This is a genomic window from Streptomyces sp. NPDC041205 (genome assembly GCF_055591765.1).
This window is the reverse complement of the sequence record NZ_JBVIZH010000002.1, coordinates 654,276-675,126: the sequence shown is the minus strand read 5'-3', so window position 1 is coordinate 675,126 and position 20,851 is coordinate 654,276. Positions and strand designations below refer to the sequence as shown.

Below are 20,851 nucleotides of genomic sequence, written 5' to 3'. Positions count from 1 at the left end.
TGCCTCGTTCGGACCCGGGAACGGGAACTGAGTAAAGCGTCGGTAAGTTGCATGAGTGGGCTCTACGATCGCGGGGCCCGTTTCAGCCAGCCACAGCAACAGCTACAGCGAACTTCGAGGTGCGCACCTTGGCTTTCCAGATGCCGGACCGCGGCGGAGGCCCGACGGGGCCACGGATCAGAGTGGGCCGACCGTCCCGTCGCGTCCGGACCCTGCTCATGACGCTCGGCGTCCTGGCCGTCCTGGCCATGGCGTTCGTCATGTTCGCGGGATTCTGGACGGACTGGCTCTGGTACCGCTCCGTCGGCTACTCATCCGTCTTCACCACGACCCTGTGGACCAAGATCGGCCTGTTCTTCGTCTTCGGTCTCATCATGGCGGCCGCCGTCGGCGTGAACATCTGGCTGGCGCACCGGCTGCGCCCGCCGCTCAGCGCCATGTCGATGGAGCAGCAGAGCCTCGACCGGTACCGCATGGCGATCGCGCCCTACAAGAAGTGGCTGCTGATCGGCATCACGGCCCTCGTCGGCCTGATCGCGGGCGCGTCCGCCGCCGGCCAGTGGCGCACCTGGCTGATGTGGGTCAACGGCGTCCCCTTCCACCAGAAGGACCCCCAGTTCCATCTGGACGTGTCCTTCTTCGCCTTCGACCTGCCCTGGTACCGCTTCCTGCTGGGCTTCGGCTTCGCCGCCGCGGTGCTCTCGGTGATCGCCGCCGCCCTGACCCACTACCTGTACGGCGGGCTGCGCATCACCAGCCCCGGCGGGCGGGCCACGGCCGCGGCCACCGGTCATCTCTCGGTGCTCATCGGCATCTTCGTGGCCCTCAAGGCGGTCGCGTACTGGCTCGACCGGTACGGCCTCGCGGTGAAGTCCAGTGACTTCAAGGCCACGGGCAACTGGACGGGTCTGCGCTACGTCGACGCGAACGCCTACCTCCCGGCGAAGACCATCCTGTTCTGCATCGCCGTCATCTGCGCGCTGCTGTTCTTCGCGACGCTGTGGCGGCGCACCTGGCAGCTGCCGGTCATCGGCTTCGGCCTGATGGTGCTCTCCGCGATCCTCATCGGCGGTCTGTACCCGGCCATCGTGCAGAAGTTCCAGGTCCAGCCGAACGAGCAGGCCAAGGAGTCGCCGTACGTCGAGAAGAACCTCGAGGCGACCCGCAAGGCGTACGGCATCGGCGGCACCAACGTCACGGAGTACCCCGGCGTCAGCCGGACCACCGACAAGACGAAGCTGCGCGACGACGTGGCGGGCGCGGCGAGCCTGCGGCTGCTCGACCCGAACATCGTCTCGCCGACGTTCCAGCAGCTCCAGCAGATGAAGAACTACTACGGCTTCCCGTCGAACCTGGACGTCGACCGGTACAAGTCGAAGGACGGCAAGGAGCAGGACACCGTCATCGGTCTGCGCGAGCTGAACCTGGACGGCATCCCGAAGAACAACTGGATCAACGACCACTTCCGCTACACCCACGGGTACGGCGTGGTCGCGGCCAAGGGCACCGAGGCCGACGAGCAGGGCCGGCCGAAGTTCACCGAGTCCGACCTGCCGTCCAAGGGCAACCTCGGCAAGTACCAGCAGCGGATCTACTACGGCGAGAAGACCACGCAGTACTCGATCGTCGGCGGTCCCCAGAAGGAGATCGACTACTCCGACGACGACGGCGAGAAGACGACCAGCTACAAGGGCAAGAGCGGCGTCAACCTCTCCAACCCGCTCAACAGGGCGGCGTACGCGGTGTCGTTCGGCGAACCGCAGATGCTGTACTCCGGAGCGATCGGTGAGGGCTCGCGGATCCTGTACAACCGCACGCCCAAGGAGCGCGTCGAAGCGGTGGCCCCCTGGCTGACCATCGACGGTGACGCCTATCCGGCGGTCGTCGGCAACAAGATCCAGTGGATCGTCGACGCGTACACCACGACGAACGGCTATCCGTACGCCTCGCGCACCACGCTCGGCGACACCACGGCCGACTCGCTGACGGCGAAGAACAACCAGCGCGCGGTGGTGGCCCAGCAGAACCAGGTCAACTACATCCGCAACTCGGTGAAGGCGACCGTCGACGCCTACACCGGAGACGTCAAGCTCTACGAGTGGGACACCAAGGACCCCGTCCTGAAGACGTGGCGCAAGGCGTTCCCGGGCACTGTCAAGGACAAGAGCGAGATCTCCGCGGCCCTGATGGACCACCTGCGCTATCCGCAGGACCTGTTCAAGGTGCAGCGCGAACTGCTCACCCGCTACCACGTGAAGGACGCCGAGACGTTCCTGAGCGGCAGCGAGGTGTGGCAGGTGCCGGACGACCCGACGAACCAGACGTCGAGCGCCGTCCCGCCGTACTACCTGAGCATGAAGATGCCCGGTCAGAAACAGCAGGACTTCTCGCTGACGACGTCCTTCAATCCCAACGGCCGGGACAACCTGAGTGCCTTCATGTCGGTCAACGCCGAGGCGGGGACCGATGACTACGGCAAGATCAGAATCCTGAAGATGCCGTCGAGCACGACGGTCGACGGACCCAAACAGGTCCAGAGCAAGTTCAACTCCAACGAAGCGATCGCGGAACAGATCAGACTCCTCAAGGGCGGCGACTCCGAAGTCGACTACGGAAATCTGCTCACCGTGCCGCTGGACGGAGGCCTGCTCTATGTCGAGCCCGTCTACGTCAAGGGCGGCGGGCTGAAGTATCCGCTCCTGAAGAAGGTCCTCGTCACCTACGGCAACAAGATCGCCTTCGAGGACACCTTGGACAAGGCGCTCAACGTGGTCTTCGGTACGGATGCCAAGACGCCCACCGAGCCACCGGACAAGGGCGATGAACCTGGCAAGCCCGACAAGGAGAAGCCACCGGCGACCGGGAATCCCGGTCTCCAGAAGGCCATCGACGACGCCCAGAAGGCGATCGACGAAGGCAAGGAGGCCCTCAAGAACGACGACTGGGAGGCCTACGGCAAGGCGCAGCAGAAGCTGCAGGACGCCTTGCAGCGGGCCGAGGACGCCCAGACCAAGCCGTCGGGCAGTGGCGAGGGCAAGGGCGACGGCAAGGGATCGGACAAGGGCGGCGGGGACAGCGGCTAGCCGCCGCGCTGCCCGCCCGTAGCGCGCGGGCAGCGCGCGGGCACCACCCCGCGCCGTGGTACGGTTGCCACACAACGGCGCGGGGTGGAGCAGCTCGGTAGCTCGCTGGGCTCATAACCCAGAGGTCGCAGGTTCAAATCCTGTCCCCGCTACTCACGCGAAGGCCCGGATCCTCTAGAGGATCCGGGCCTTCGTCATGTGCCGGCCCGGTCCTGGTGCGATCAGGGCTTATACCGGTGGCCCATGCCATCGGTGTGGGGTTCGTGCGAAGAGTGGTCCGGGCGGGGGGAGTTGGGCAAAGCTGTGTTTCACTTATCTCTCTGTGGGCATGTCGACAAAACGCTGAAGTGACCTCACTGGCTGCGGTATACCAGGTGTACCCAGGTTGCAGGTGGTGCGACGATGGACGTTATGGGGGACAAGGCAACTCTGTTGGAGAGTGGGCGGTTTGCGCAGCCGGCCGAACGGGAGGATCCCGGGTCGGCCGCTGAGGAGATGCGGCACCGGATCGCGGCTGAGGCCGGAGACGTGGACGCGATGAGCGTTCTCGGCAGCCTGCTGCTGCGCCGCGGTGATCTCGACGGTGCCGAATCCTTGCTGCGGGCCGCGACCGCGGCCGGTGACCGTGCCGCCGCCAACAACCTCGGCGTCCTTCTGCACCAGCGTGGATATGTCGACGAAGCGGCAGGATGGTGGCGCATCGCCGCCGTCGCCGGTTCCGCCGCAGCGGCGCACGCGCTCGGCCGGCACCACCGTGAGCGCGGCGACGAGCCCGCCGCCGAGTACTGGCTCCGGCAGTCCGCCGAGCAGGGCCACACGCTGGGGGCGTACGCCCTCGCCGATCTCCTGGAACACCGCGGTGACGTGGGCGCCGAGCGCTGGATGCGCACGGCGGCCGAGCGCGGCCACCGCGAGGCGGCGTACCGCCTCGCGCGGGTGCTCGACAAGCGCGCGGAGCGGGAGGGGCCGGGGGAGTCCGGCGCCCGGACCGGGACCGGTCTGCGCCCCGCGCTGTCCGGTCAGTCCGCGCGCCCCGGCGCGGGTGGGCGGACCGACGGCGCGAAGCCCGGTCTCGTACGCCCCGACATGGGGGCGCGCATTGGAAGCATGCGCCCTGTCAGTGGTACACGCTCCGGTGACGCGCGCTCTGACAACGGACGCAAGGACGGTGTCCGCGCGGGCGGCGCCGACGCCCGGCGCGGCGACCGCGGCCTCTCGCTCACCGACGAGGCCGAGCAGTGGTACCGCCAGGCGGCCGCGCGCGGCCACCGCCGGGCCGCCCTGCACCTGGGCGCGATCCTGGAGCGGCGCGGTGACCTCAAGGAGGCCGGGCGCTGGTACCTGACGTCCGCCAAGGACGGCGAGGCGCGTGCCGCCTGCGCGCTCGGCTTCCTGCTGCGCGACGCGGGCGACGAGGAGAACGCCGCCGTGTGGTGGCTGCGGGCCGCCCAGGACGGCGACGGGAACGCCGCCAACGCCCTGGGCGCGCTGCACGCCGAGCGCGGCGAGACCCAGACCGCCGAGCGCTGGTACCGCGCGGCCATGGACGCGGGCGACAACAACGGCGCGTACAACCTCGGCCTGCTGTGCGCCGAGCAGAAGCGCACCGCGCAGGCCGACCAGTGGTACCGCCGCGCCGCCTACGCCGGGCACCGCGAGGCGGCCAACGCGCTCGCCGTGCTGCTGCTCCAGGGCGGCGACGCGGCCGGTGCCGAGCCGTGGTTCTCCAAGGCCGCGGAGGCCGGCAGTGTGGACGCGGCGTTCAACCTCGGGATTCTGTACGCGAGTCGGGGGGACGACACCGCGGCCCTCAAGTGGTACGAGCGGGCCGCCGCTGCCGGGCACACCGAGGCCGCCCTCCAGGTCGGCACGGCGCGGCTGCGCGACGGCGACGAGCGGGACGCCGAGCGGCACCTGCGGTGTGCGGCGGGCGGCGGCAGCGCGGAGGCGGCGTACCGGCTCGGCACCGTGCTCGACGCGCGGCGTCCACCCGCGGGGCCGCCCGCGCTCGGTGAGCCCGCCGCGCAGAAGACCGAGTGTGAGGAGTGGTACGAGCGCGCGGCCGAGCAGGGGCATCGGCGCGCCCAGGTGCGGGTCGGGATGCTCGCCGCGGGCCGGGGCGACGTGGTCGAGGCCGCGCGCTGGTACCGGCTCGCCGCGGAGGCGGGCAGCCGGAACGGGGCCTTCAACCTGGGGCTGCTGCTGGCCCGGGAGGGCAGTGAGCCGGAGGCGGCGCTGTGGTGGACCCGGGCCGCCGACGCGGGGCACGGGCGGGCGGCGCTGCGGCTCGCGCTGCTGTACGCGCGGCGGGGGCAGCTCACCGAAGGGCAGCGGTGGGCCTCCCGGGCCGTGGAGCTCGGGCCCGCGGAGGTCGCCGAGCGGGCCGCGCGGTTGCGCGAGGCGCTGCGGCAGGAGCTGACGGCGTAGCCACCGGAAGCGATTTGCGCTGGTCGTGGGCCTGGCGTACTGTTGGGTTCACCGACGCGGGGTGGAGCAGCTCGGTAGCTCGCTGGGCTCATAACCCAGAGGTCGCAGGTTCAAATCCTGTCCCCGCTACTGAAAGACCGAGGGCCGGATCCATTGCGGATCCGGCCCTCGGTCGTTTGCGTACGCGGTCGTACGTACACGTTGAACGGCGAAGGCCCGGCACCCACGGTGCCGGGCCTTCGCGTGAGAAGAAGAGGCGCTACGCCGCCGCGCAGTGGGGGCACACGCCCCGATACGTGACCTCCACGTCCGAGATCGTGAAGCCGAAGCGCTCCGAGTCGGGGAGCGCCGACAGCGGGTTCCCCGTCGGGTGTACATCGCGGATGGCGCCGCAGCGGGCGCACACCAGGTGCTGGTGGGGGCGGTGCGCGTTCGGGTCGTACCGCTTGGCTCTGCGGTCCGTCGAGACCTCGAGGACCTCGCCGAGCGAGACCAGCTCGCCCAGGGTGTTGTAGACGGTCGCCCGGGAGATCTCCGGCAGCTTGTCGACGGCGCGGGCATGGACCTCGTCCGCCGTCAGATGCACATGCTCTCCGTCGAGGACCTCGGCCACGACACGCCGCTGCGCGGTCATCCGCCAGCCGCGTCCGCGCAGTCGTTCCAACAGGTCACTCATGACAGCCAGCCTAACAGGCAAGGGACCAGGTCCCGAACGGGTGTGACTTTGGAAGCTTACTTGACTTAGACATTGTCTATCGTAGGATCGAGTTCGGCATAAGCCAAGGGACAGGACTTGCACCAAATGACGCAGGAGGCGCACGTGACGCAGGGACCCCTCACCACCGAGGCCGGCGCACCGGTGGCGGACAACCAGAACAGCGAGACCGCGGGCGTCGGCGGACCGGTCCTGGTGCAGGACCAGGCGCTCCTCGAGAAGCTGGCGCACTTCAACCGCGAGCGCATCCCGGAGCGCGTCGTGCACGCGCGGGGCGCGGGCGCCTACGGCACGTTCACGGTGACCGCCGACGTCACGAAGTACACGCGCGCCGCGTTCCTCTCCGAGGTCGGCAAGCAGACGGAGACCTTCCTCCGCTTCTCCACGGTGGCCGGCAACCTGGGCGCGGCGGACGCGGTGCGCGACCCGCGCGGCTTCGCGCTGAAGTTCTACACCGAGGAGGGCAACTACGACCTCGTCGGCAACAACACCCCGGTGTTCTTCATCAAGGACGCCATCAAGTTCCCGGACTTCATCCACACCCAGAAGCGCGACCCGTACACGGGCTCCCAGGAGGCCGACAACGTCTGGGACTTCTGGGGCCTGAGCCCGGAGTCCACGCACCAGGTGACCTGGCTGTTCGGCGACCGCGGCATTCCGGCGTCGTACCGCCACATGAACGGCTACGGCTCGCACACGTACCAGTGGACCAATGAGGCCGGTGAGGTCTTCTGGGTCAAGTACCACTTCAAGACGGACCAGGGGATCAGGAACCTGACCGCCGCGGACGCCGAGATCCTCGCGGGCAAGGACCCGGACTCCCACCAGCGCGACCTGCGCGAGTCCATCGAGCGCGGCGAGTTCCCGTCCTGGACCGTGCAGGTGCAGATCATGCCGGCGGCCGACGCGGCGAACTACCGCTTCAACCCCTTCGACCTCACCAAGGTGTGGCCGCACGAGGACTACCCGCCGGTCGAGATCGGCAAGCTGGAGCTCAACCGCAACCCGGAGAACGTCTTCGCGGAGGTCGAGCAGTCCATCTTCAGCCCCGCCCACTTCGTGCCGGGCATCGGCCCGTCGCCCGACAAGATGCTCCAGGGCCGCCTGTTCGCGTACGGCGACGCCCACCGGTACCGCGTCGGCATCAACGCCGACCACCTGCCGGTGAACCGCCCGCACGCCACCGAGGCGCGCACGAACAGCCGGGACGGCTTCCTGTACGACGGCCGCCACAAGGGCGCGAAGAACTACGAGCCGAACAGCTTCGGCGGCCCCTTCCAGACGGACCGCGCGCTGTGGGCGTCCACGCCCGTCAGCGGCGGCACCGGCAACCACGAGGCCCCGAGCCACGCCGAGGACGACGACTTCGTGCAGGCGGGCAACCTCTACCGGCTGATGTCGCAGGACGAGCAGGCGCGTCTGATCGAGAACCTCGCGGGCAACATCGCGGGCGTCTCCCGCGACGACATCGCCGAGCGCGCCATCGACAACTTCCGCAAGGCGGACGGTGACTTCGGCAAGCGCCTCGAGGCCGCGGTCCAGGCCCTACGGGGCTAGCGCCCCTCCCCTTTTGCGCCTGAACCGGCGCCGCTCTCGCGGACCTGGTTTCTCGGCGTGGGGGTTGCTCAATCGATGGTTGCTGTTTCGTGCGGCGCCTGTGCGGATGTCGTCCGCACAGGCGCCGTTGCGCTCAGGCCAGGGTCGCCGCCCGGCGGCGTATCGGCGCCCAGCAGCGGATGATGTCGCGTACGGAGACGATGCCCACCGGCTCGTCGCCGTCGAGCACGATGAGGTGCCGGAACCCGCCGTGCGACATCGCGTCGGCGGCATCCTCCAGGGTCCAGGTCGGCGCGGCGAAGACGACGTCGGTCGTCGTGTGCGTGCCCGCGGTCTCGGTGTCCGGGTCCTGGCCGAGGCCGAGGGAGATGAGGACGTCGCGCTCGGTCAGGATGCCGAGGCCGTAGGTGTCGGGGTCGAGGACGACGGCCGCGCCGACGCGGCGGGCCGACATCAGCCGGGCCGCCTGCCGGAGGGTGTGGGCGGGGCCGATGGTGAGGACCATCGTGCTCATGGCGTCGCGGACGAGCATGGGCTGGAGCCACCTCCTTGGTGAACCCGTGGTCCACGCGATGCCGAAGGATTGCCTCCGCTTCATGGCGGAGGAAGGCATCCACGGCATCGACTCGGAGAACGGGTTCACAAGTTCACAAGTGGGGGGACTCTCAGAGTCGCAGGCGCGCCGGGCGGCAACAAGAGGGCGTGCGGGGTCAGTTCGCCATGGGCGCGAGCGCCGGTGCACGTCCGTTCGACGTACGCGGACGGCGGCGGTTCGCGTCCCCTCGCCGTACGCCGACGGCGGCGGTCCGGGTCAGTAGCGCTGGTTGAGGTAGCCGAGCAGCTCGTCGTGGAGCAGGCCGTTCGACGCCGCCGCGTTGCCGCTGTGCGGGCCGGGGGTGCCGTCGAGGCCGGTGAAGCTGCCGCCCGCCTCGGTCACGACGATCGCGGTCGCCGCCATGTCCCAGAGCGACAGCTCCGGCTCCGCGCACAGGTCGACGGAGCCCTCGGCGACCATCATGTACGGCCAGAAGTCCCCGTAGCCACGCGTGCGCCAGCAGGCCCGGGTGAGGTCGAGGAAGCCGTCGAGGCGACCCTGGTCCTCCCAGCCGCTCAGCGAGGAGTACGCGAGCGAGGCGTCCTGGATCCGCGAGACCTCGGAGACGCGCAGCCGCGTCGCGGAGGTCAGGCTGCGGCCCGTGTACGCGCCGCCGCCCTTCGCGGCCCACCAGCGACGGCCTAGCGCGGGCGCCGAGACGACGCCGACGACCGGCTGATAGCCGCCCTCCCGTCTCCCACCGCCACCCTCAAACGAGCCGCTTTGCGGACCAGGATCAATCGGGCCCGCCTCCATGAGGGAGATGAGCGTGGCCCAGACAGGTACGCCGCGTACGTAGTTCTTGGTGCCGTCGATCGGATCGATGACCCAGCGGCGGGGGCCCGTGCCCTCGACGCCGTACTCCTCGCCGAGGATCGCGTCCCGCGGCCGTGCCCGCTGGAGCTGGCCGCGGATCAGCTCCTCGGCGGCCTTGTCGGCCTCGCTGACCGGCGTCATGTCCGGCTTGGTCTCGACCTTGAGGTCGAGGGCCTTGAACCGGTCCATGGTCGCGGCGTCGGCGGCGTCCGCGAGGACGTGGGCGAGGCGCAGATCATCGTGGTAGTCGGGCATGGGTGAACAGTATCGATCCCGTTTCGCACGAGCCACAGCGCGTATCGGGCGGCGCCCGCAGGAACCCTTGACAGTGCCCGCGGGCGCGTCAACTCTGGCGAACAGGACCGCAAGGGCCGTTCAGGCCCGGGGCAGCGGGAGGCGACGATGCCTGCAGCGCGGGAGTCACTGCTGGACGCGGCCTACACCGCGCTGGCCCGCAGGCCGTGGGCCGGGGTGCGGATGGTCGATGTGGCAGCCGTCGCCGGGGTGTCCCGGCAGACCCTCTACAACGAGTTCGGCAGCAAGGACGGCCTCGCCCGGGCGCTGCTCCGGCGCGAGACCGACGCGTATCTGCGCGGCGTCGAGCGGGCGCTCGCACAGGCCCGCGACCCCGTGGACCGCCTTGCGGCGGTGAGCGCGTGGACGATCGGGGCGGCGCGCGACAACGTCCTGGTACGGGCGGTGCTCACCGGCTTCTGGGGCGAGCGCCTTCCGGTGCCGAGCCGGGCGGCCGTGTCCAGCTCCCCGGTCCCCGCCCAGCGCCGCGCCGACGCGGGCGTGCCCACCCCTGCCGAACTCCTGGCCCAGGTCAGGGACCGCGCGATGGCCGCCCTCACGGAGCGCGGCCGCCCCTCGGAGACGGAGGAGCTGGCGCGGGCCTGCGAGAGCGCGGTGCGGGTGGCGCTGTCGTACGTGGTGGCGCCCGCGGGGCGGGAGGAGGACCCGGCGCGGCTCGTGCGGAGGGTGATCGCGGGGGCGGCGGGGCGGTGACCGTTCTGGCGGTACGACGGGACCGGCCGGCGTCAGTGGCCCGATGCCGCCGAGGTCAGGGCGCCGAGGTCAGTGCGCCGACCCCGAGAGCTGCAGGCCGATGACGCCGACGATCACCAGCGAGATGGAGACGATCTTCAACGTGGACACCAGGTCGCCGAGGAAGATCATCCCGTAGATCGCCGTGCCCGCGGCCCCGATGCCCGTCCAGACCGCGTACGCGGGTCCCACGTCCAGCTTCTTCAGGGCGAGGGTCAGCAGCCCGAAGCTGCCGAGCGCGAAGGACGCGAACGCGATGGTGGGCCAGAGGCGGGTGAAGCCGTGGGACAGCTTCAGGCAGACCGCGAAGCCCGTCTCGAGGATCCCGGCGACGATGACCAGCAGCCACGCCATGGTTGTGCCTCCCACGTCCGTACGTTCCGTGACCGCTTCACCAAAGCTTGAATCAATCTTGGTGCGATTATGCACTTACCGGAGCGACGAGGGCGTAAACAACGCGGAGTTCAGGGCCGACGGAGTTCGGGGCTGATGGAGTTCAGGGCCGATCAGTCGCCCTCGTGCCGTTCACGCGTCGCGAGCAGGCGGCGCAGCGAGTACAGCCGCGCCGGATCCGCGTGCCCCTCGGCCACCCACGCGTCGAGCCCGCAGTCCGGCTCGTCGTGGCTGCACGCGCGCGGGCAGTTCTCCGTGCCGGGCTCCAGGTCGGGGAAGGCGTGGATGACGCGCGACGGGTCGACGTGGTGCAGGCCGAAGGAGCGCACGCCCGGGGTGTCGACGACCCAGCCCTCGTCGTCGGGCAGCGGCAGCGCGAGGGCGGAGGTGGTGGTGTGCCGGCCGCGTCCCGTCACCGCGTTCACATGGCCGGTGCTGCGTCGCCGCTCCGGCGGGACCAGGGCGTTCACCAGGGTCGTCTTGCCGACGCCGGAGTGGCCGACGAACGCCGTGATCTTCCCGGCGAGTTCGGCGCGCACGCGGTCGGCGGCGTCGCCGTTCTCCAGTTCCTCGCGGTTGGTGACGACGTAGGGGATGTCCAGGTCCCCGTACAGCTCCAGGAGTTTGTCCGGGGGCGCGAGGTCGGACTTGGTGAGGACGAGCAGCGGGGTGAGGCCGCCGTCGTAGGCCGCGACGAGGCAGCGGTCGATCATGCGGGGGCGCGGCTCGGGGTCGGCGAGGGCGGTGACGATGGCGAGCTGGTCGGCGTTGGCGACGACCACGCGCTCGTAGGGATCGTCGTCGTCGGCGGTGCGGCGAAGGACGGAGGTGCGGCCCTCGATGCGGACGATGCGCGCGAGGGTGTCCTTCTTGCCGGACAGATCGCCGACGATGGCGACGCGGTCGCCGACGACGGCGGCCTTGCGGCCCAGCTCACGGGCCTTCATCGCGTGGATGACGCGGTCGTCGACGAGACAGGTGAGGCGGCCTCGGTCGACGGTGAGGACCATGCCCTCGGAGGCGTCCTCGTGCTTGGGGCGGATGTGTGTGCGCGGGCGGTTGCCCTTGCGGTTGGGGCGGACGCGGATGTCGTCCTCGTCCGGGTTCTTGCCGTAGCGGCGCATGGTCGTGATCGCCCGTCAGTTCCCGAGCATCCCGGCCCACAGTTCGGGGAAGTCGGGCAGCGTCTTGGCGGTGGTCGCGACGTTCTCGATCTGTACGCCGGGCACGGCGAGGCCGATGATCGCGCCCGCGGTGGCCATGCGGTGGTCGTCGTACGTGTGGAAGACACCGCCGTGCAGGGGGCGCGGGCGGATGTGCAGGCCGTCGGCGGTCTCGGTGACGTCGCCGCCCAGTTCGTTGATCTCCTTGGTGAGCGCGGCCAGGCGGTCCGTCTCGTGCAGGCGCAAGTGGGCGACGCCGCGCAGGGTCGAGGGGGAGTCGGCGAGGGCGGCGACGGCGGCGATGCCGGGGGTCAGCTCGCCGACCTCGCTGAGGTCGACGTCGATGCCGTGGACGGAGCCGGAGCCGGTGAAGGTCAGGCCCTGCTCGGTCAGCTCGCAGGAACCACCCATCTCGGTGAAGATCCGGCGCAGCGCGTCGCCGGGCTGGGTGGTGCGCGCGGGCCAGTCGGGGACGGTGACGCGGCCGCCGGTGATCAGGGCCGCGGCCAGGAACGGCTGGGCGTTGGACAGGTCCGGCTCGACGGTCAGGTCGCGGCCGAGCAGGGCGCCGGGCGTGACCCGCCAGACGTTCGGCTCGCCGCCCGCCTCGGGGGTGTCGACCTGGGCACCGCACGCGCGCAGCATGTCGACGGTCATCCGGATGTGCGGCATGGACGGCAGGGCGCTGCCCACGTGCCGCACCTCCACGCCCTGGTTGAAGCGCGGGCCCGAGAGCAGCAGGGCGCTCACGAACTGGGACGAGGAGGAGGCGTCGATCTCGACCTGGCCGCCGTCCAGGGCGCCGCCGCCGTGCACCGTCAGGGGCAGGGCGCCGCGGCTGTCGTCGTCGATGCGGGCGCCGAGGGCGCGCAGCGCGTTGATCACGCCGTGCAGGGGGCGCTCGTACGAACGGGGGTCGCCGTCGAAGCGGATCGGGCCGTCGGCCAGCGCGGCGACCGGCGGCAGGAAGCGCATGACCGTGCCCGCGTTGCCGACGTCGACCGTGGCCGGGCCGCGCAGGCCCGAGGGGATCACACGCCAGGCCTCACCGGAGCCGTCGGGGCCGACGCCCTCCTCGATGCCCACACCCATGGCGCGCAGCGCGGCCGCCATCAGGAGGGTGTCGCGGGAGCGCAGCGGGCGCCGCAGCCAGCCGGGCTCGGCGGCGAGCGCGGCGAGGACGAGGCCACGGTTGGTGACCGACTTCGACCCCGGCACGTGGACCGTCGCGGCGACGGCTCCGCTCGCGTGCGGGGCGGGCCAGAGGGCGGTGTGTGTCGGGTTCACGGTCATGCCCACACTTTAGTGGCTGGCGCCGACCACGAATCTTGATCAAATGTGGCGAAACCCAGGCGAAACAGAGAACGGGCGGGGAGTACCGGGCCACCACGGGGTGACCGCGGGCCGTCCGCCGGATGTCACACCGTGAGCATCCAGCGCGCTCCCCCTATCAGCGAGCACAGCGAGACGGCGTGGAACAGGAACAGCCACATCCCCGCCGGAACGTGCGTGAGCCGCGACAACTGGTCCGCGTCGGAGTCCCCGGCGCCCCCGTGCCTGCGCTTGGACTGCAGCTCGAAGGCGGGACGTACGCCGCCGAGCAGCAGGAACCACACCGCGGTGTACGCGAAGGCCGCCTGCACATCCGTGTCCGCGAGCCAGGAGACGCCGAGGAACACCCCGCCCGAGATGATCACGGTGAGCGCGCCGTAGGCGTTGCGGATCATCACCAGCATGGCGACGAGCAGGGCCGTGGCGACCCACAGGAGCGCCGTGATGCGGCCCTCGCCGAGCAGCGCGGCGCCCGCGAGGCCGAGCAGCGGCGGCGCGGTGTAGCCCGCGGCGGCGGTGAGGATCATGCCGAGGCCGGTGGGCTTGCCGCGGCTGACGGTCAGGCCGCTGGTGTCGGAGTGCAGCCGGATGCCGTCCAGGCGGCGCCCGGTGAGCAGGGCGACCAGGCCGTGGCCGCCCTCGTGGGCGATGGTGACGGCGTTGCGGGAGACCCGCCAGACGGCGTGCGGCAGGACGGCGGCGAGGGCGACGGCCGCGGTGACGAACACCAGCCACTGCTCGGGGGCGGCCTGCGTGCCGGTGAGGCGGTCCCAGAGGTCGCCCAGGCTGGCGGAAGCGGTGGTGTGCATTGCTTCGTTGGCTCCCTAACGTCGGCCGTGGCGTGGCAGTCTGGCACGTATGTGCGGACGGTATGCATCGAGTCGTAGACCAGAGGATCTCGCAGGAATCTTTGAGATCGAGAAGTGGGAGCCGGAAGAGGCCCTGGAGCCCGACTACAACGTCGCTCCCACCAAAGAGGTCTACGCCGTCCTCGACCGCCCTCTTAAGGACGCCGAGGACCGCCGTCCGGTTCGTCAGCTGCGCAAGCTGAAGTGGGGACTCGTACCGTCCTGGGCGAAGACGCCCGAGGGCGGCGCGCGGATGATCAACGCGCGCGCGGAGACGGTGCACGAGAAGCCGTCGTACCGGCGGGCCTTCACCACGCGCCGGTGCGTGCTGCCCGCGGACGGCTATTACGAGTGGGTGACCGGCGAGGCCGAGCGGGAGCTGGAGGTCGAGGGGAAGAAGAAGCGGCCCCGCAAGCAGCCGTACTTCGTGACCCCGGCCGACGGGTCGGTGTTCGCGATGGCGGGGCTCTACGAGTTCTGGCGCGACAGGACGCTCCCCGACGAGCACCCCCTCGCCTGGTGGGTGACCTGCTCGGTGATCACCACGGAGGCGGAGACCGCCCCGCTGGCCGTCGGCCCCAAGGAAGGCCCGCAGGCGCTCGCGGACATCCACCCGCGCATGCCGCTGATGCTGACCCCCGACCGCTGGGACGCCTGGCTCGACCCCGCCCGCACGGACGTGGACGACCTGCGCTCCCTCCTGGAGCCGCCCCCGCACGGGCTGATGCGGGCCTACCCGGTGTCCACGGCGGTGAGCAGTGTGAAGAACAACGGACCGGAGCTGCTGACGGAGCTGGAGGCTCCGGAAGAGGGCACACTCTTCTGACGTGACCAAGAGCGAGACCGTTAAGTCGGCCAAGTCGGCCAAGTCGGCCAAGTCCGTGGAGACAGTCGAGACCGGCGCCGGTGAGGCGCGGATCACCTGGTACGCCGCCGAGGGCGCACGGCTCGTCCTCGCCGTCAGCCACGGCGCCGGCGGCGGGATCGAGGCCAAGGACCTCCAGGCCCTCGCCGCCGAGCTGCCCGCGCACGGCGTGACCGTGGCCCTGGTGGAGCAGCCCTGGCGCGTCGCCGGCAAGAAGGTGGCGCCCGCCCCCAAGACCCTCGACGTCGGCTGGCGCGGCCTGTGGCCCGCGCTCACCGAGCCCGGCCTCCCGGTGATCGCGGGCGGCCGCAGCGCCGGGGCCCGGGTCGCCTGCCGCACCGCGGGCGAACTGGGGGCGGCGGCCGTGCTGGCGCTCAGCTTCCCGCTGCACCCGCCCGGCAAGCCGGAGAAGTCCCGCGCGGACGAACTGCTCGGCGCGGGCGTGCCCACGCTCGTCGTCCAGGGCGGCAACGACCCCTTCGGCAGGCCCGCGGAGTTCCCGGACGCGAAGAACGACAAGAGCGGCAAGAGCGGCAAGAGCGGCAAGAGCAGCAAGAACGACAAGAGCGGCAAGGGCTCGTACGACCTCGTCGAGATCCCTTTCGCGGACCACGGCTTCTCCGTACCGAAGAAAGCAGACCTCTCCCAGGACGAAGCGGTGAAACTCATCACGGACGCCGTCGTCGCATGGACCGCGGGAATGGTGAAGCGGTGACCGCTGTTGTGCGGAGCAGACTGCACAAGCCGTTCGTACTAGAGGGAGTCCGCCGCATGGGTTCGACCATCTGCCCGAACCGCTCCACCACGTCTGACCTGGAGTGGACGGTGCTGAGCGCGCCCAAGGCCACGCCTATTCGGGCGGCGCGCGGTGCGGGTCGTCGTCTATCCTCCGATTCGAGTGGGGCCGCTTTCGGACCCGCCACGTCGTTGGAGGAGGTGGGTCCGGTCACTGGGACCGACGCAGGGACCGAGAACGGCCACGCCGAGCAGTCCGGGCAGCCCGAGGAGACGGCCGCACAGCGCACGGCCCGCTTCGAGCGGGACGCGCTGACCTTCCTCGACCAGATGTACTCCGCGGCGCTGCGCATGACGCGCAACCCGGCGGACGCGGAGGACCTGGTCCAGGAGACCTACGCGAAGGCGTACGCGTCGTTCCACCAGTTCCGCGAGGGCACCAACCTCAAGGCCTGGCTGTACCGCATCCTCACGAACACGTTCATCAACTCGTACCGCAAGAAGCAGCGCGAGCCCCAGCGCAGCGCCGCCGAGGAGATCGAGGACTGGCAGCTCGCGCGCGCCGAGTCGCACATGTCCACCGGTCTGCGCTCGGCCGAGTCGCAGGCGCTCGACCACCTGCCGGACTCCGACGTGAAGAACGCGCTGCAGGCGATTCCGGAGGAATTCCGCATCGCCGTCTATCTCGCGGACGTAGAGGGCTTTGCGTACAAGGAGATCGCCGACATCATGGGTACACCCATCGGTACGGTGATGTCCCGTCTTCACCGCGGCCGCCGCCAACTCCGCGGCATGCTGGAGGACTACGCGCGTGACCGCGGCCTGGTCCCGGCCGGTGCCGGGGAGTCGAACGAAGCGAAAGGCTCGGGCTCATGAGCTGCGGAGAGCCGCACGAGACTGACTGCAGTGAGGTCCTGGACCATCTCTATGAGTTCCTTGACCACGAGATGCCGGACAGTGACTGCACCAAGTTCGAGACGCACTTCGAGGAGTGCTCTCCGTGCCTGGAGAAGTACGGCCTCGAGCAGGCGGTCAAGAAGCTGGTGAAGCGCTGCTGCGGCCAGGACGACGTGCCCGCCGACCTGCGGGCCAAGGTCATGGGCCGGATCGACCTGATCCGCTCGGGCCAGGCGGTGCCCGACCAGGACCTGACGGCGACGCCGGTGGACGGCGCGGCCGCCAGGGTCACCGAGGCCTGATCCGGCTCCTCGGCCCTGATTCGGTCGGGGCGGCGCGGGCGGGCGGTGCGGGTGTGATCCGCTGAGCCGTTCGGGCGGCGCAATTCAGCCGTCGGACGTTCGTTTCTCTTCTTTCTTACGCGCTTTCTCACTCGAAGGTGCTAATTCGCGGCTGCGAGCCGTGGCATGCCCGAACCCCGTTCTAGTCTCCGGATCTCCGGACCTGGATCGGGGAGGAGGCGGCCATGCGCTCGGTTCCGGCACGGGCCCGCGGATACGTCCTGTGCGTCGCCCTCGGCGGCGCCGCCTGCGTCGCGCCCGCGCTCGGCCCGGACACCCGATGGACCGTCCTCGCGCTGCTCGCCGCCCTGTACGCGGGGGGCGAGCGCGCCGTGCGGCACGAGGTCGCCGCCCGCACGTTCTTCCCCGTCCTGCTCGCCGGGGTCTTCCTGCTGCCGCCCGCGGCCGCCGCCCTCGTCGCCGTACCGGGTGCCCTGTGCGCCCGCGTCGAGCGGCGGCCGCGGTGGCTGCGCCGGGTCTGGCGCGCGGCCCAACTCGCCCTGGCCGCCTGGGCTTCGGGACAGGCGTACGCCGCGCTCGACGGGCCCGGGGCCGCCTCGGCGCCCCACTTCCCGTACGTCCTGCTGCCCGCCGCGGCCGCCGTGCTCGCCTTCGCCGGGGTCCTCGCCGCGCTCGACGGCGGGATCCTCGTGACGGCGGAGCGGGTGCCCGCGCGGACCGCCTGGCGCGGCACGCTGCCCCGCTCGCTCGCGCCCGTCGCCGTGCACGGGCTCGCCGGGCTGATGATGGCCGTCCTGTGGCAGAGCCCCTACGGCCCGCCCGCCGCCCTCCTCGTACTGCTTCCGATGGGCGTCTCGTGCTGGGTGTTCGCCCAGTACCACCGCGAACGCGCCGCCCACCAGGCCACCATCCGCGCGCTCGTGCAGGCCGTCGACCTCAAGGACCGCTACACCCGCGGCCACAGCGAGCGCGTCGGCCGCGCCGCCGTCCTCATCGCCCGCGAACTCGGCATGGCCGACGAGCGCGTGGAGGTGCTGCGCTTCGCCGGGATCCTGCACGACGTCGGCAAACTCGGCGTCCCCACCCGGCTGTTGCGCAAGGAGGGGCCGCTGACACCGCAGGAGCGCCGGGTGATCGAGCTGCACCCCGAGTACGGGCACGAGATGGTCCGTGGCATCGGCTTCCTCGGCGACGCGCGGGCGGCGATCCTGCACCACCACGAACGCATCGACGGCAGCGGCTACCCCTACGGCCTGATCGGCACCCAGATCCCCGAGTCCGCCCGCGTGGTCGCCGTCGCCGACGCCTTCGACGCCATGACCTCGTCCCGCTCCTACCGCCGAGCCCGCCCCGTCCCGGCCGCCGTCGCCGAACTGCGACGCTGCGCCGGAGTCCAGTTCGACGCGGCGATGGTCGGAGCGCTGGTACGGGCCCTGGACCGCCATGGGTGGGACTCGGAGGTGACGGCGGGGGACGGTGCCGAGGGGCGCGGGACGGGTGGTGCGGACGGGGGCGCTGTGGCTGGAGTGGCTCCGGGGGTGGACGGGGACGCCATGGCCGGGGTGGCCCCCACCGCGTCGTGACGGGTGTGGTCCGCGCCGCCGCCGGGCTCCTCGCCGCCGGGGCGCTGGGGGCGACCCTGTGGCGCGGTGCCGAGGAGCCGGGGGTCGCGTTGGCCTTCGGGGTGCTCATAGCCGTGGGGGAACTGGCCCGGTGGGGGAGCGGTGCGGAGCGGGAGCCCGCACCGCTCGGGTCCGCGGGGGCGCTCGCGTACGCCCTGCTCGGGGAGTGCGGCGGGCGACCGACGCACCACGGGGTCCTGCAGGTCGTCGCCGTCGTCGTCGCGGCGGGCCTGGTCGCGGCCGTGCCGCATGTGGCGCTCGGCCGCGGCCCGTCCCTCGACCACATCGCCCGCCGGGTGCTGACCGTTGCCTTCGCCGCGCTGTGCTTCCAGCCCCTCTACAACTCCGGCCAGTTGGCGGCCATCGCCGGACACGGGCCCGGGTACGCCGCCGTCATCGTGATACTCCTCGCGCTCACCGCGCTGTGCGACGCCGTGCTCGCCGCCGCCATGGCGCACACCCGGTCGGGATGGCCGTTCGGGCCGCTGCTGCGGGACGAGCTGCGGGGCATGGCCGGGATCGGGTCGGCCGTGTGCGCGACGGGGGCCGTGATGGCGCTCGCGGTCGCCGTGGCCGGGCTGTGGGCGCTGCCCGTCTTCAGCCTGCCGCTGCTCCTGACCCAACTGGCCTTCCGCCGGTACGCGGCCGTGCGCACCACCTACCGGCAGACCATCGCCTCCCTCGCCCGCGCCACCGAGATCGCCGGGTACACCCCGCCCGGCCACGCCCGCCGCGTCGCCGACCTCAGCCGCGCCACCGGCCGCGAGCTCGGCCTCTCCGGGGCCGACCTGGGCGTCCTGGAGCACGCCGCCCTGATGCACGACATCGGCCAGCTCTCCCTCGTCGACCCCGTCCCCGCGGGCGCCACCGCCGCCCTGCCCGAGGCCGAGCAGCGCCGGATAGCCCTGCTCGGCGGCGCCGTCGTACGCCAGACAGGTGTCGCCGCCGACGTCGCCGTGGTCGTGGAGCGCCAGGCCGATCCGTACCGCGACCAGCCGCTCACCGCGCGCATCGTGCGCGTCGCGAACGCATACGACGAGATGGCTCGGGAACACGGGCCACAGGGGCCGCTCAGCGCCCTGGAGCGGCTGCGCCTCGCCACCGGCAGGGACTACCAGCCGGAGGTCGTGGAGGCCCTGGCACGGGTGCTCGCACGGGGCCGGGGGCGGCCGGGGGAGCGGCGGCAGGCCTCCGGGCCGCCGGAGCCGGCCCAGGAGGGCTCCGACGGGCTTCGTGAGGGGCCCGTCGGGGAGCGCGGGTGACGGCGCGGTGGTGTGCGCCACGGGCCGTCTGACCCCGTGCCCTGCTGGGTAACCCATGGGTAATGAGCGGCCGTCCGACGGTCCGTGGTTGGATGCGAAGGAAGCGCGAAAGCGCGACAGCACGGCAGCGGGGAAACCCCGACAAGAGCTGGCAGGCGGGAATCGTGAGGATCTTCGGCAAGGGACGGCACCGGCCCTCCGCCTCCTGGCGGCAGGCCACCGACCGGGCGTTCACGCTCATCGGCGACGGCCGCTACGAGGACGCGGGCGCGCTCCTGACACGTGCCGCCGACCTTGAACCCTGGCTGTCCGAGTCCTGGTTCAACCTCGCGCTCCTGCACAAGTTCCGGCACGACTGGGAGCAGGCGCGGGCCGCCGGCCTCAGGGCCGTGGCGCTGCTCGACCGCTCCGCGGGGGCCCCCGACTGGTGGAACGTGGGCATCGCGGCGACCGCGCTCCAGGACTGGCCGCTCGCGCGCCGCGCCTGGCAGGCGTACGGCCTGAAGGTGCCCGGCGGTGTCGCCGCCACCGGCGAGCCCATGGGCATGGAGCTGGGCAGCGCGGCCGTGCGGCTCTCGCCGGAGGGCGAGGCGGAGGTCGTGTGGGGCCGCAGGCTGGACCCGGCGCGGATAGAGGTGCTCTCCATCCCGCTGCCGTCCTCCGGGCGCCGCTGGGGCGAGGTCGTCCTGCACGACGGGGTGCCGCACGGCGAGCGGACCACGGCCGCCGGGCACGCGTACCCCGTCTTCGACGAGATCGAGCTGTGGGCGCCCTCGCCGGTGCCCACGTGGGTGGTGCTCCTGGAGGCCGCCACCGAGGAGGACAGGGACGCCCTGGAGCGGCTCGCCTCCGACGCCGGGTTCGCCGCCGAGGACTGGTCGTCGTCCGTGCGGCTGCTGTGCCGGATGTGCTCGGAGTCGCGGATGCCGAGCGACGAGGGGGACGGGGAGCACCTCGACCCCCACGACCACAGTGAGCCCGGCCATCCGGGGCCGCTCGGGCATCGCAGCCCGGGGGCGCTGTGGGTGCCGGAGCGCGAGTGCGGCCTGGCCGCGCCGGCCGGGCTCGTGCGGGGGCTGCTCGACGGGTGGGTCGCCGACAGCCCGGACTCGCGGGACTGGCGGGACCTCGAAGAAGTCTGCTAGCCCCTGGGCTCCGGGCGGCGCCGTCGCCGCTGCGCGGCTCGTCCGCA

Annotated in this window: 18 protein-coding genes and 2 tRNA genes; 13 read left to right on the top strand and 7 right to left on the bottom strand. The window is 71.5% G+C overall.

Annotation, left to right across the window (positions count from 1 at the left end; all coding sequences use genetic code 11):
* Positions 1–140: 140 nt before the first annotated feature.
* The 4 genes from ACZ6BG_RS09990 to ACZ6BG_RS09975 all read left to right on the top strand — a co-directional run bounded on the left by ACZ6BG_RS09990 (position 141) and on the right by ACZ6BG_RS09975 (position 5,639).
* Positions 141–3,083 carry a UPF0182 family membrane protein gene (locus ACZ6BG_RS09990; protein ID WP_469000177.1) on the top strand — a complete coding sequence of 981 codons (2,943 nt, stop codon included), beginning with the start codon at positions 141–143 and terminating at the stop codon, positions 3,081–3,083.
* Positions 3,084–3,161: 78 nt separating this feature from the next.
* Positions 3,162–3,235: transfer RNA gene (locus ACZ6BG_RS09985), tRNA-Met, on the top strand.
* Between the two features lie 343 nt (positions 3,236–3,578).
* The gene (locus tag ACZ6BG_RS09980; RefSeq protein ID WP_468999293.1) at positions 3,579–5,510 is read left to right on the top strand and encodes a tetratricopeptide repeat protein; all 1,932 of its coding nucleotides are present in this window, start codon (positions 3,579–3,581) and stop codon (positions 5,508–5,510) included.
* Positions 5,511–5,565: 55 nt separating this feature from the next.
* Positions 5,566–5,639 (top strand) — tRNA-Met (locus ACZ6BG_RS09975).
* Positions 5,640–5,769: 130 nt separating this feature from the next.
* Here ACZ6BG_RS09975 and ACZ6BG_RS09970 read toward each other — a convergent pair.
* Positions 5,770–6,186, bottom strand: a complete 417-nt coding sequence (locus tag ACZ6BG_RS09970) for a Fur family transcriptional regulator (protein WP_468999291.1) — start codon at positions 6,184–6,186, stop codon at positions 5,770–5,772.
* Positions 6,187–6,330: 144 nt separating this feature from the next.
* Here ACZ6BG_RS09970 and ACZ6BG_RS09965 point away from each other — a divergent pair, with 144 nt between their 5' ends.
* Positions 6,331–7,782, top strand: a complete 1,452-nt coding sequence (locus tag ACZ6BG_RS09965) for a catalase (protein WP_468999289.1) — start codon at positions 6,331–6,333, stop codon at positions 7,780–7,782.
* A gap of 133 nt (positions 7,783–7,915) precedes the next feature.
* On the opposite strand, the gene ACZ6BG_RS09960 is transcribed toward ACZ6BG_RS09965, so the two are convergent.
* Both ACZ6BG_RS09960 and ACZ6BG_RS09955 read right to left on the bottom strand, forming a co-directional pair.
* Positions 7,916–8,314: a CBS domain-containing protein gene (locus ACZ6BG_RS09960; protein ID WP_468999287.1), complete on the bottom strand. Its 399-nt coding sequence runs from the start codon at positions 8,312–8,314 to the stop codon at positions 7,916–7,918.
* Positions 8,315–8,593: 279 nt separating this feature from the next.
* Positions 8,594–9,448, bottom strand: coding sequence for an inositol monophosphatase family protein (locus ACZ6BG_RS09955; RefSeq protein WP_468999285.1), 855 nt, complete (start codon positions 9,446–9,448; stop codon positions 8,594–8,596).
* A gap of 147 nt (positions 9,449–9,595) precedes the next feature.
* Here ACZ6BG_RS09955 and ACZ6BG_RS09950 point away from each other — a divergent pair, with 147 nt between their 5' ends.
* Positions 9,596–10,201, top strand: coding sequence for a TetR/AcrR family transcriptional regulator (locus ACZ6BG_RS09950; protein WP_468999283.1), 606 nt, complete (start codon positions 9,596–9,598; stop codon positions 10,199–10,201).
* 69 nt (positions 10,202–10,270) lie between these two features.
* Here ACZ6BG_RS09950 and ACZ6BG_RS09945 read toward each other — a convergent pair whose 3' ends face one another.
* The 4 genes from ACZ6BG_RS09945 to ACZ6BG_RS09930 all read right to left on the bottom strand — a co-directional run bounded on the left by ACZ6BG_RS09945 (position 10,271) and on the right by ACZ6BG_RS09930 (position 13,937).
* Positions 10,271–10,594 carry a DMT family transporter gene (locus ACZ6BG_RS09945; protein WP_016645400.1) on the bottom strand — a complete coding sequence of 108 codons (324 nt, stop codon included), beginning with the start codon at positions 10,592–10,594 and terminating at the stop codon, positions 10,271–10,273.
* A gap of 152 nt (positions 10,595–10,746) precedes the next feature.
* Complete coding sequence (gene rsgA / locus ACZ6BG_RS09940; RefSeq protein ID WP_468999280.1) at positions 10,747–11,757, bottom strand: ribosome small subunit-dependent GTPase A; 1,011 nt, start codon at positions 11,755–11,757, stop codon at positions 10,747–10,749.
* A gap of 15 nt (positions 11,758–11,772) precedes the next feature.
* On the bottom strand, positions 11,773–13,089 hold the full coding sequence (gene aroA, locus ACZ6BG_RS09935; RefSeq protein ID WP_468999278.1) for a 3-phosphoshikimate 1-carboxyvinyltransferase: 1,317 nt from the start codon (positions 13,087–13,089) through the stop codon (positions 11,773–11,775).
* A 125-nt stretch (positions 13,090–13,214) separates the two neighbouring features.
* On the bottom strand, positions 13,215–13,937 hold the full coding sequence (locus ACZ6BG_RS09930) for a M50 family metallopeptidase (RefSeq protein WP_468999273.1): 723 nt from the start codon (positions 13,935–13,937) through the stop codon (positions 13,215–13,217).
* Between the two features lie 49 nt (positions 13,938–13,986).
* Here ACZ6BG_RS09930 and ACZ6BG_RS09925 point away from each other — a divergent pair, with 49 nt between their 5' ends.
* From ACZ6BG_RS09925 to ACZ6BG_RS09895, 7 genes are all read left to right on the top strand, one after another.
* Positions 13,987–14,802: an SOS response-associated peptidase gene (locus tag ACZ6BG_RS09925; RefSeq protein ID WP_468999271.1), complete on the top strand. Its 816-nt coding sequence runs from the start codon at positions 13,987–13,989 to the stop codon at positions 14,800–14,802.
* Between the two features lies 1 nt (position 14,803).
* Positions 14,804–15,556, top strand: coding sequence for an alpha/beta hydrolase family protein (locus ACZ6BG_RS09920; protein WP_468999269.1), 753 nt, complete (start codon positions 14,804–14,806; stop codon positions 15,554–15,556).
* A 221-nt stretch (positions 15,557–15,777) separates the two neighbouring features.
* Positions 15,778–16,452 (top strand): sigma-70 family RNA polymerase sigma factor, encoded by a 675-nt coding sequence (locus ACZ6BG_RS09915; protein WP_030359848.1) that lies wholly within the window; start codon positions 15,778–15,780, stop codon positions 16,450–16,452.
* Entirely contained in the window at positions 16,449–16,775 is a 327-nt protein-coding gene (gene rsrA, locus ACZ6BG_RS09910; RefSeq protein ID WP_468451601.1) for a mycothiol system anti-sigma-R factor, read from the top strand. The genes ACZ6BG_RS09915 and rsrA overlap by 4 nt, the downstream gene beginning before the upstream one ends.
* A gap of 224 nt (positions 16,776–16,999) precedes the next feature.
* The gene (locus ACZ6BG_RS09905; RefSeq protein WP_468999266.1) at positions 17,000–18,358 is read left to right on the top strand and encodes an HD-GYP domain-containing protein; all 1,359 of its coding nucleotides are present in this window, start codon (positions 17,000–17,002) and stop codon (positions 18,356–18,358) included.
* Positions 18,355–19,659: an HD-GYP domain-containing protein gene (locus tag ACZ6BG_RS09900; RefSeq protein WP_468999264.1), complete on the top strand. Its 1,305-nt coding sequence runs from the start codon at positions 18,355–18,357 to the stop codon at positions 19,657–19,659. The genes ACZ6BG_RS09905 and ACZ6BG_RS09900 overlap by 4 nt, the downstream gene beginning before the upstream one ends.
* A 164-nt stretch (positions 19,660–19,823) precedes the next feature.
* The gene (locus tag ACZ6BG_RS09895) at positions 19,824–20,804 is read left to right on the top strand and encodes a tetratricopeptide repeat protein (RefSeq protein WP_468999261.1); all 981 of its coding nucleotides are present in this window, start codon (positions 19,824–19,826) and stop codon (positions 20,802–20,804) included.
* Positions 20,805–20,851 lie beyond the last annotated feature (47 nt).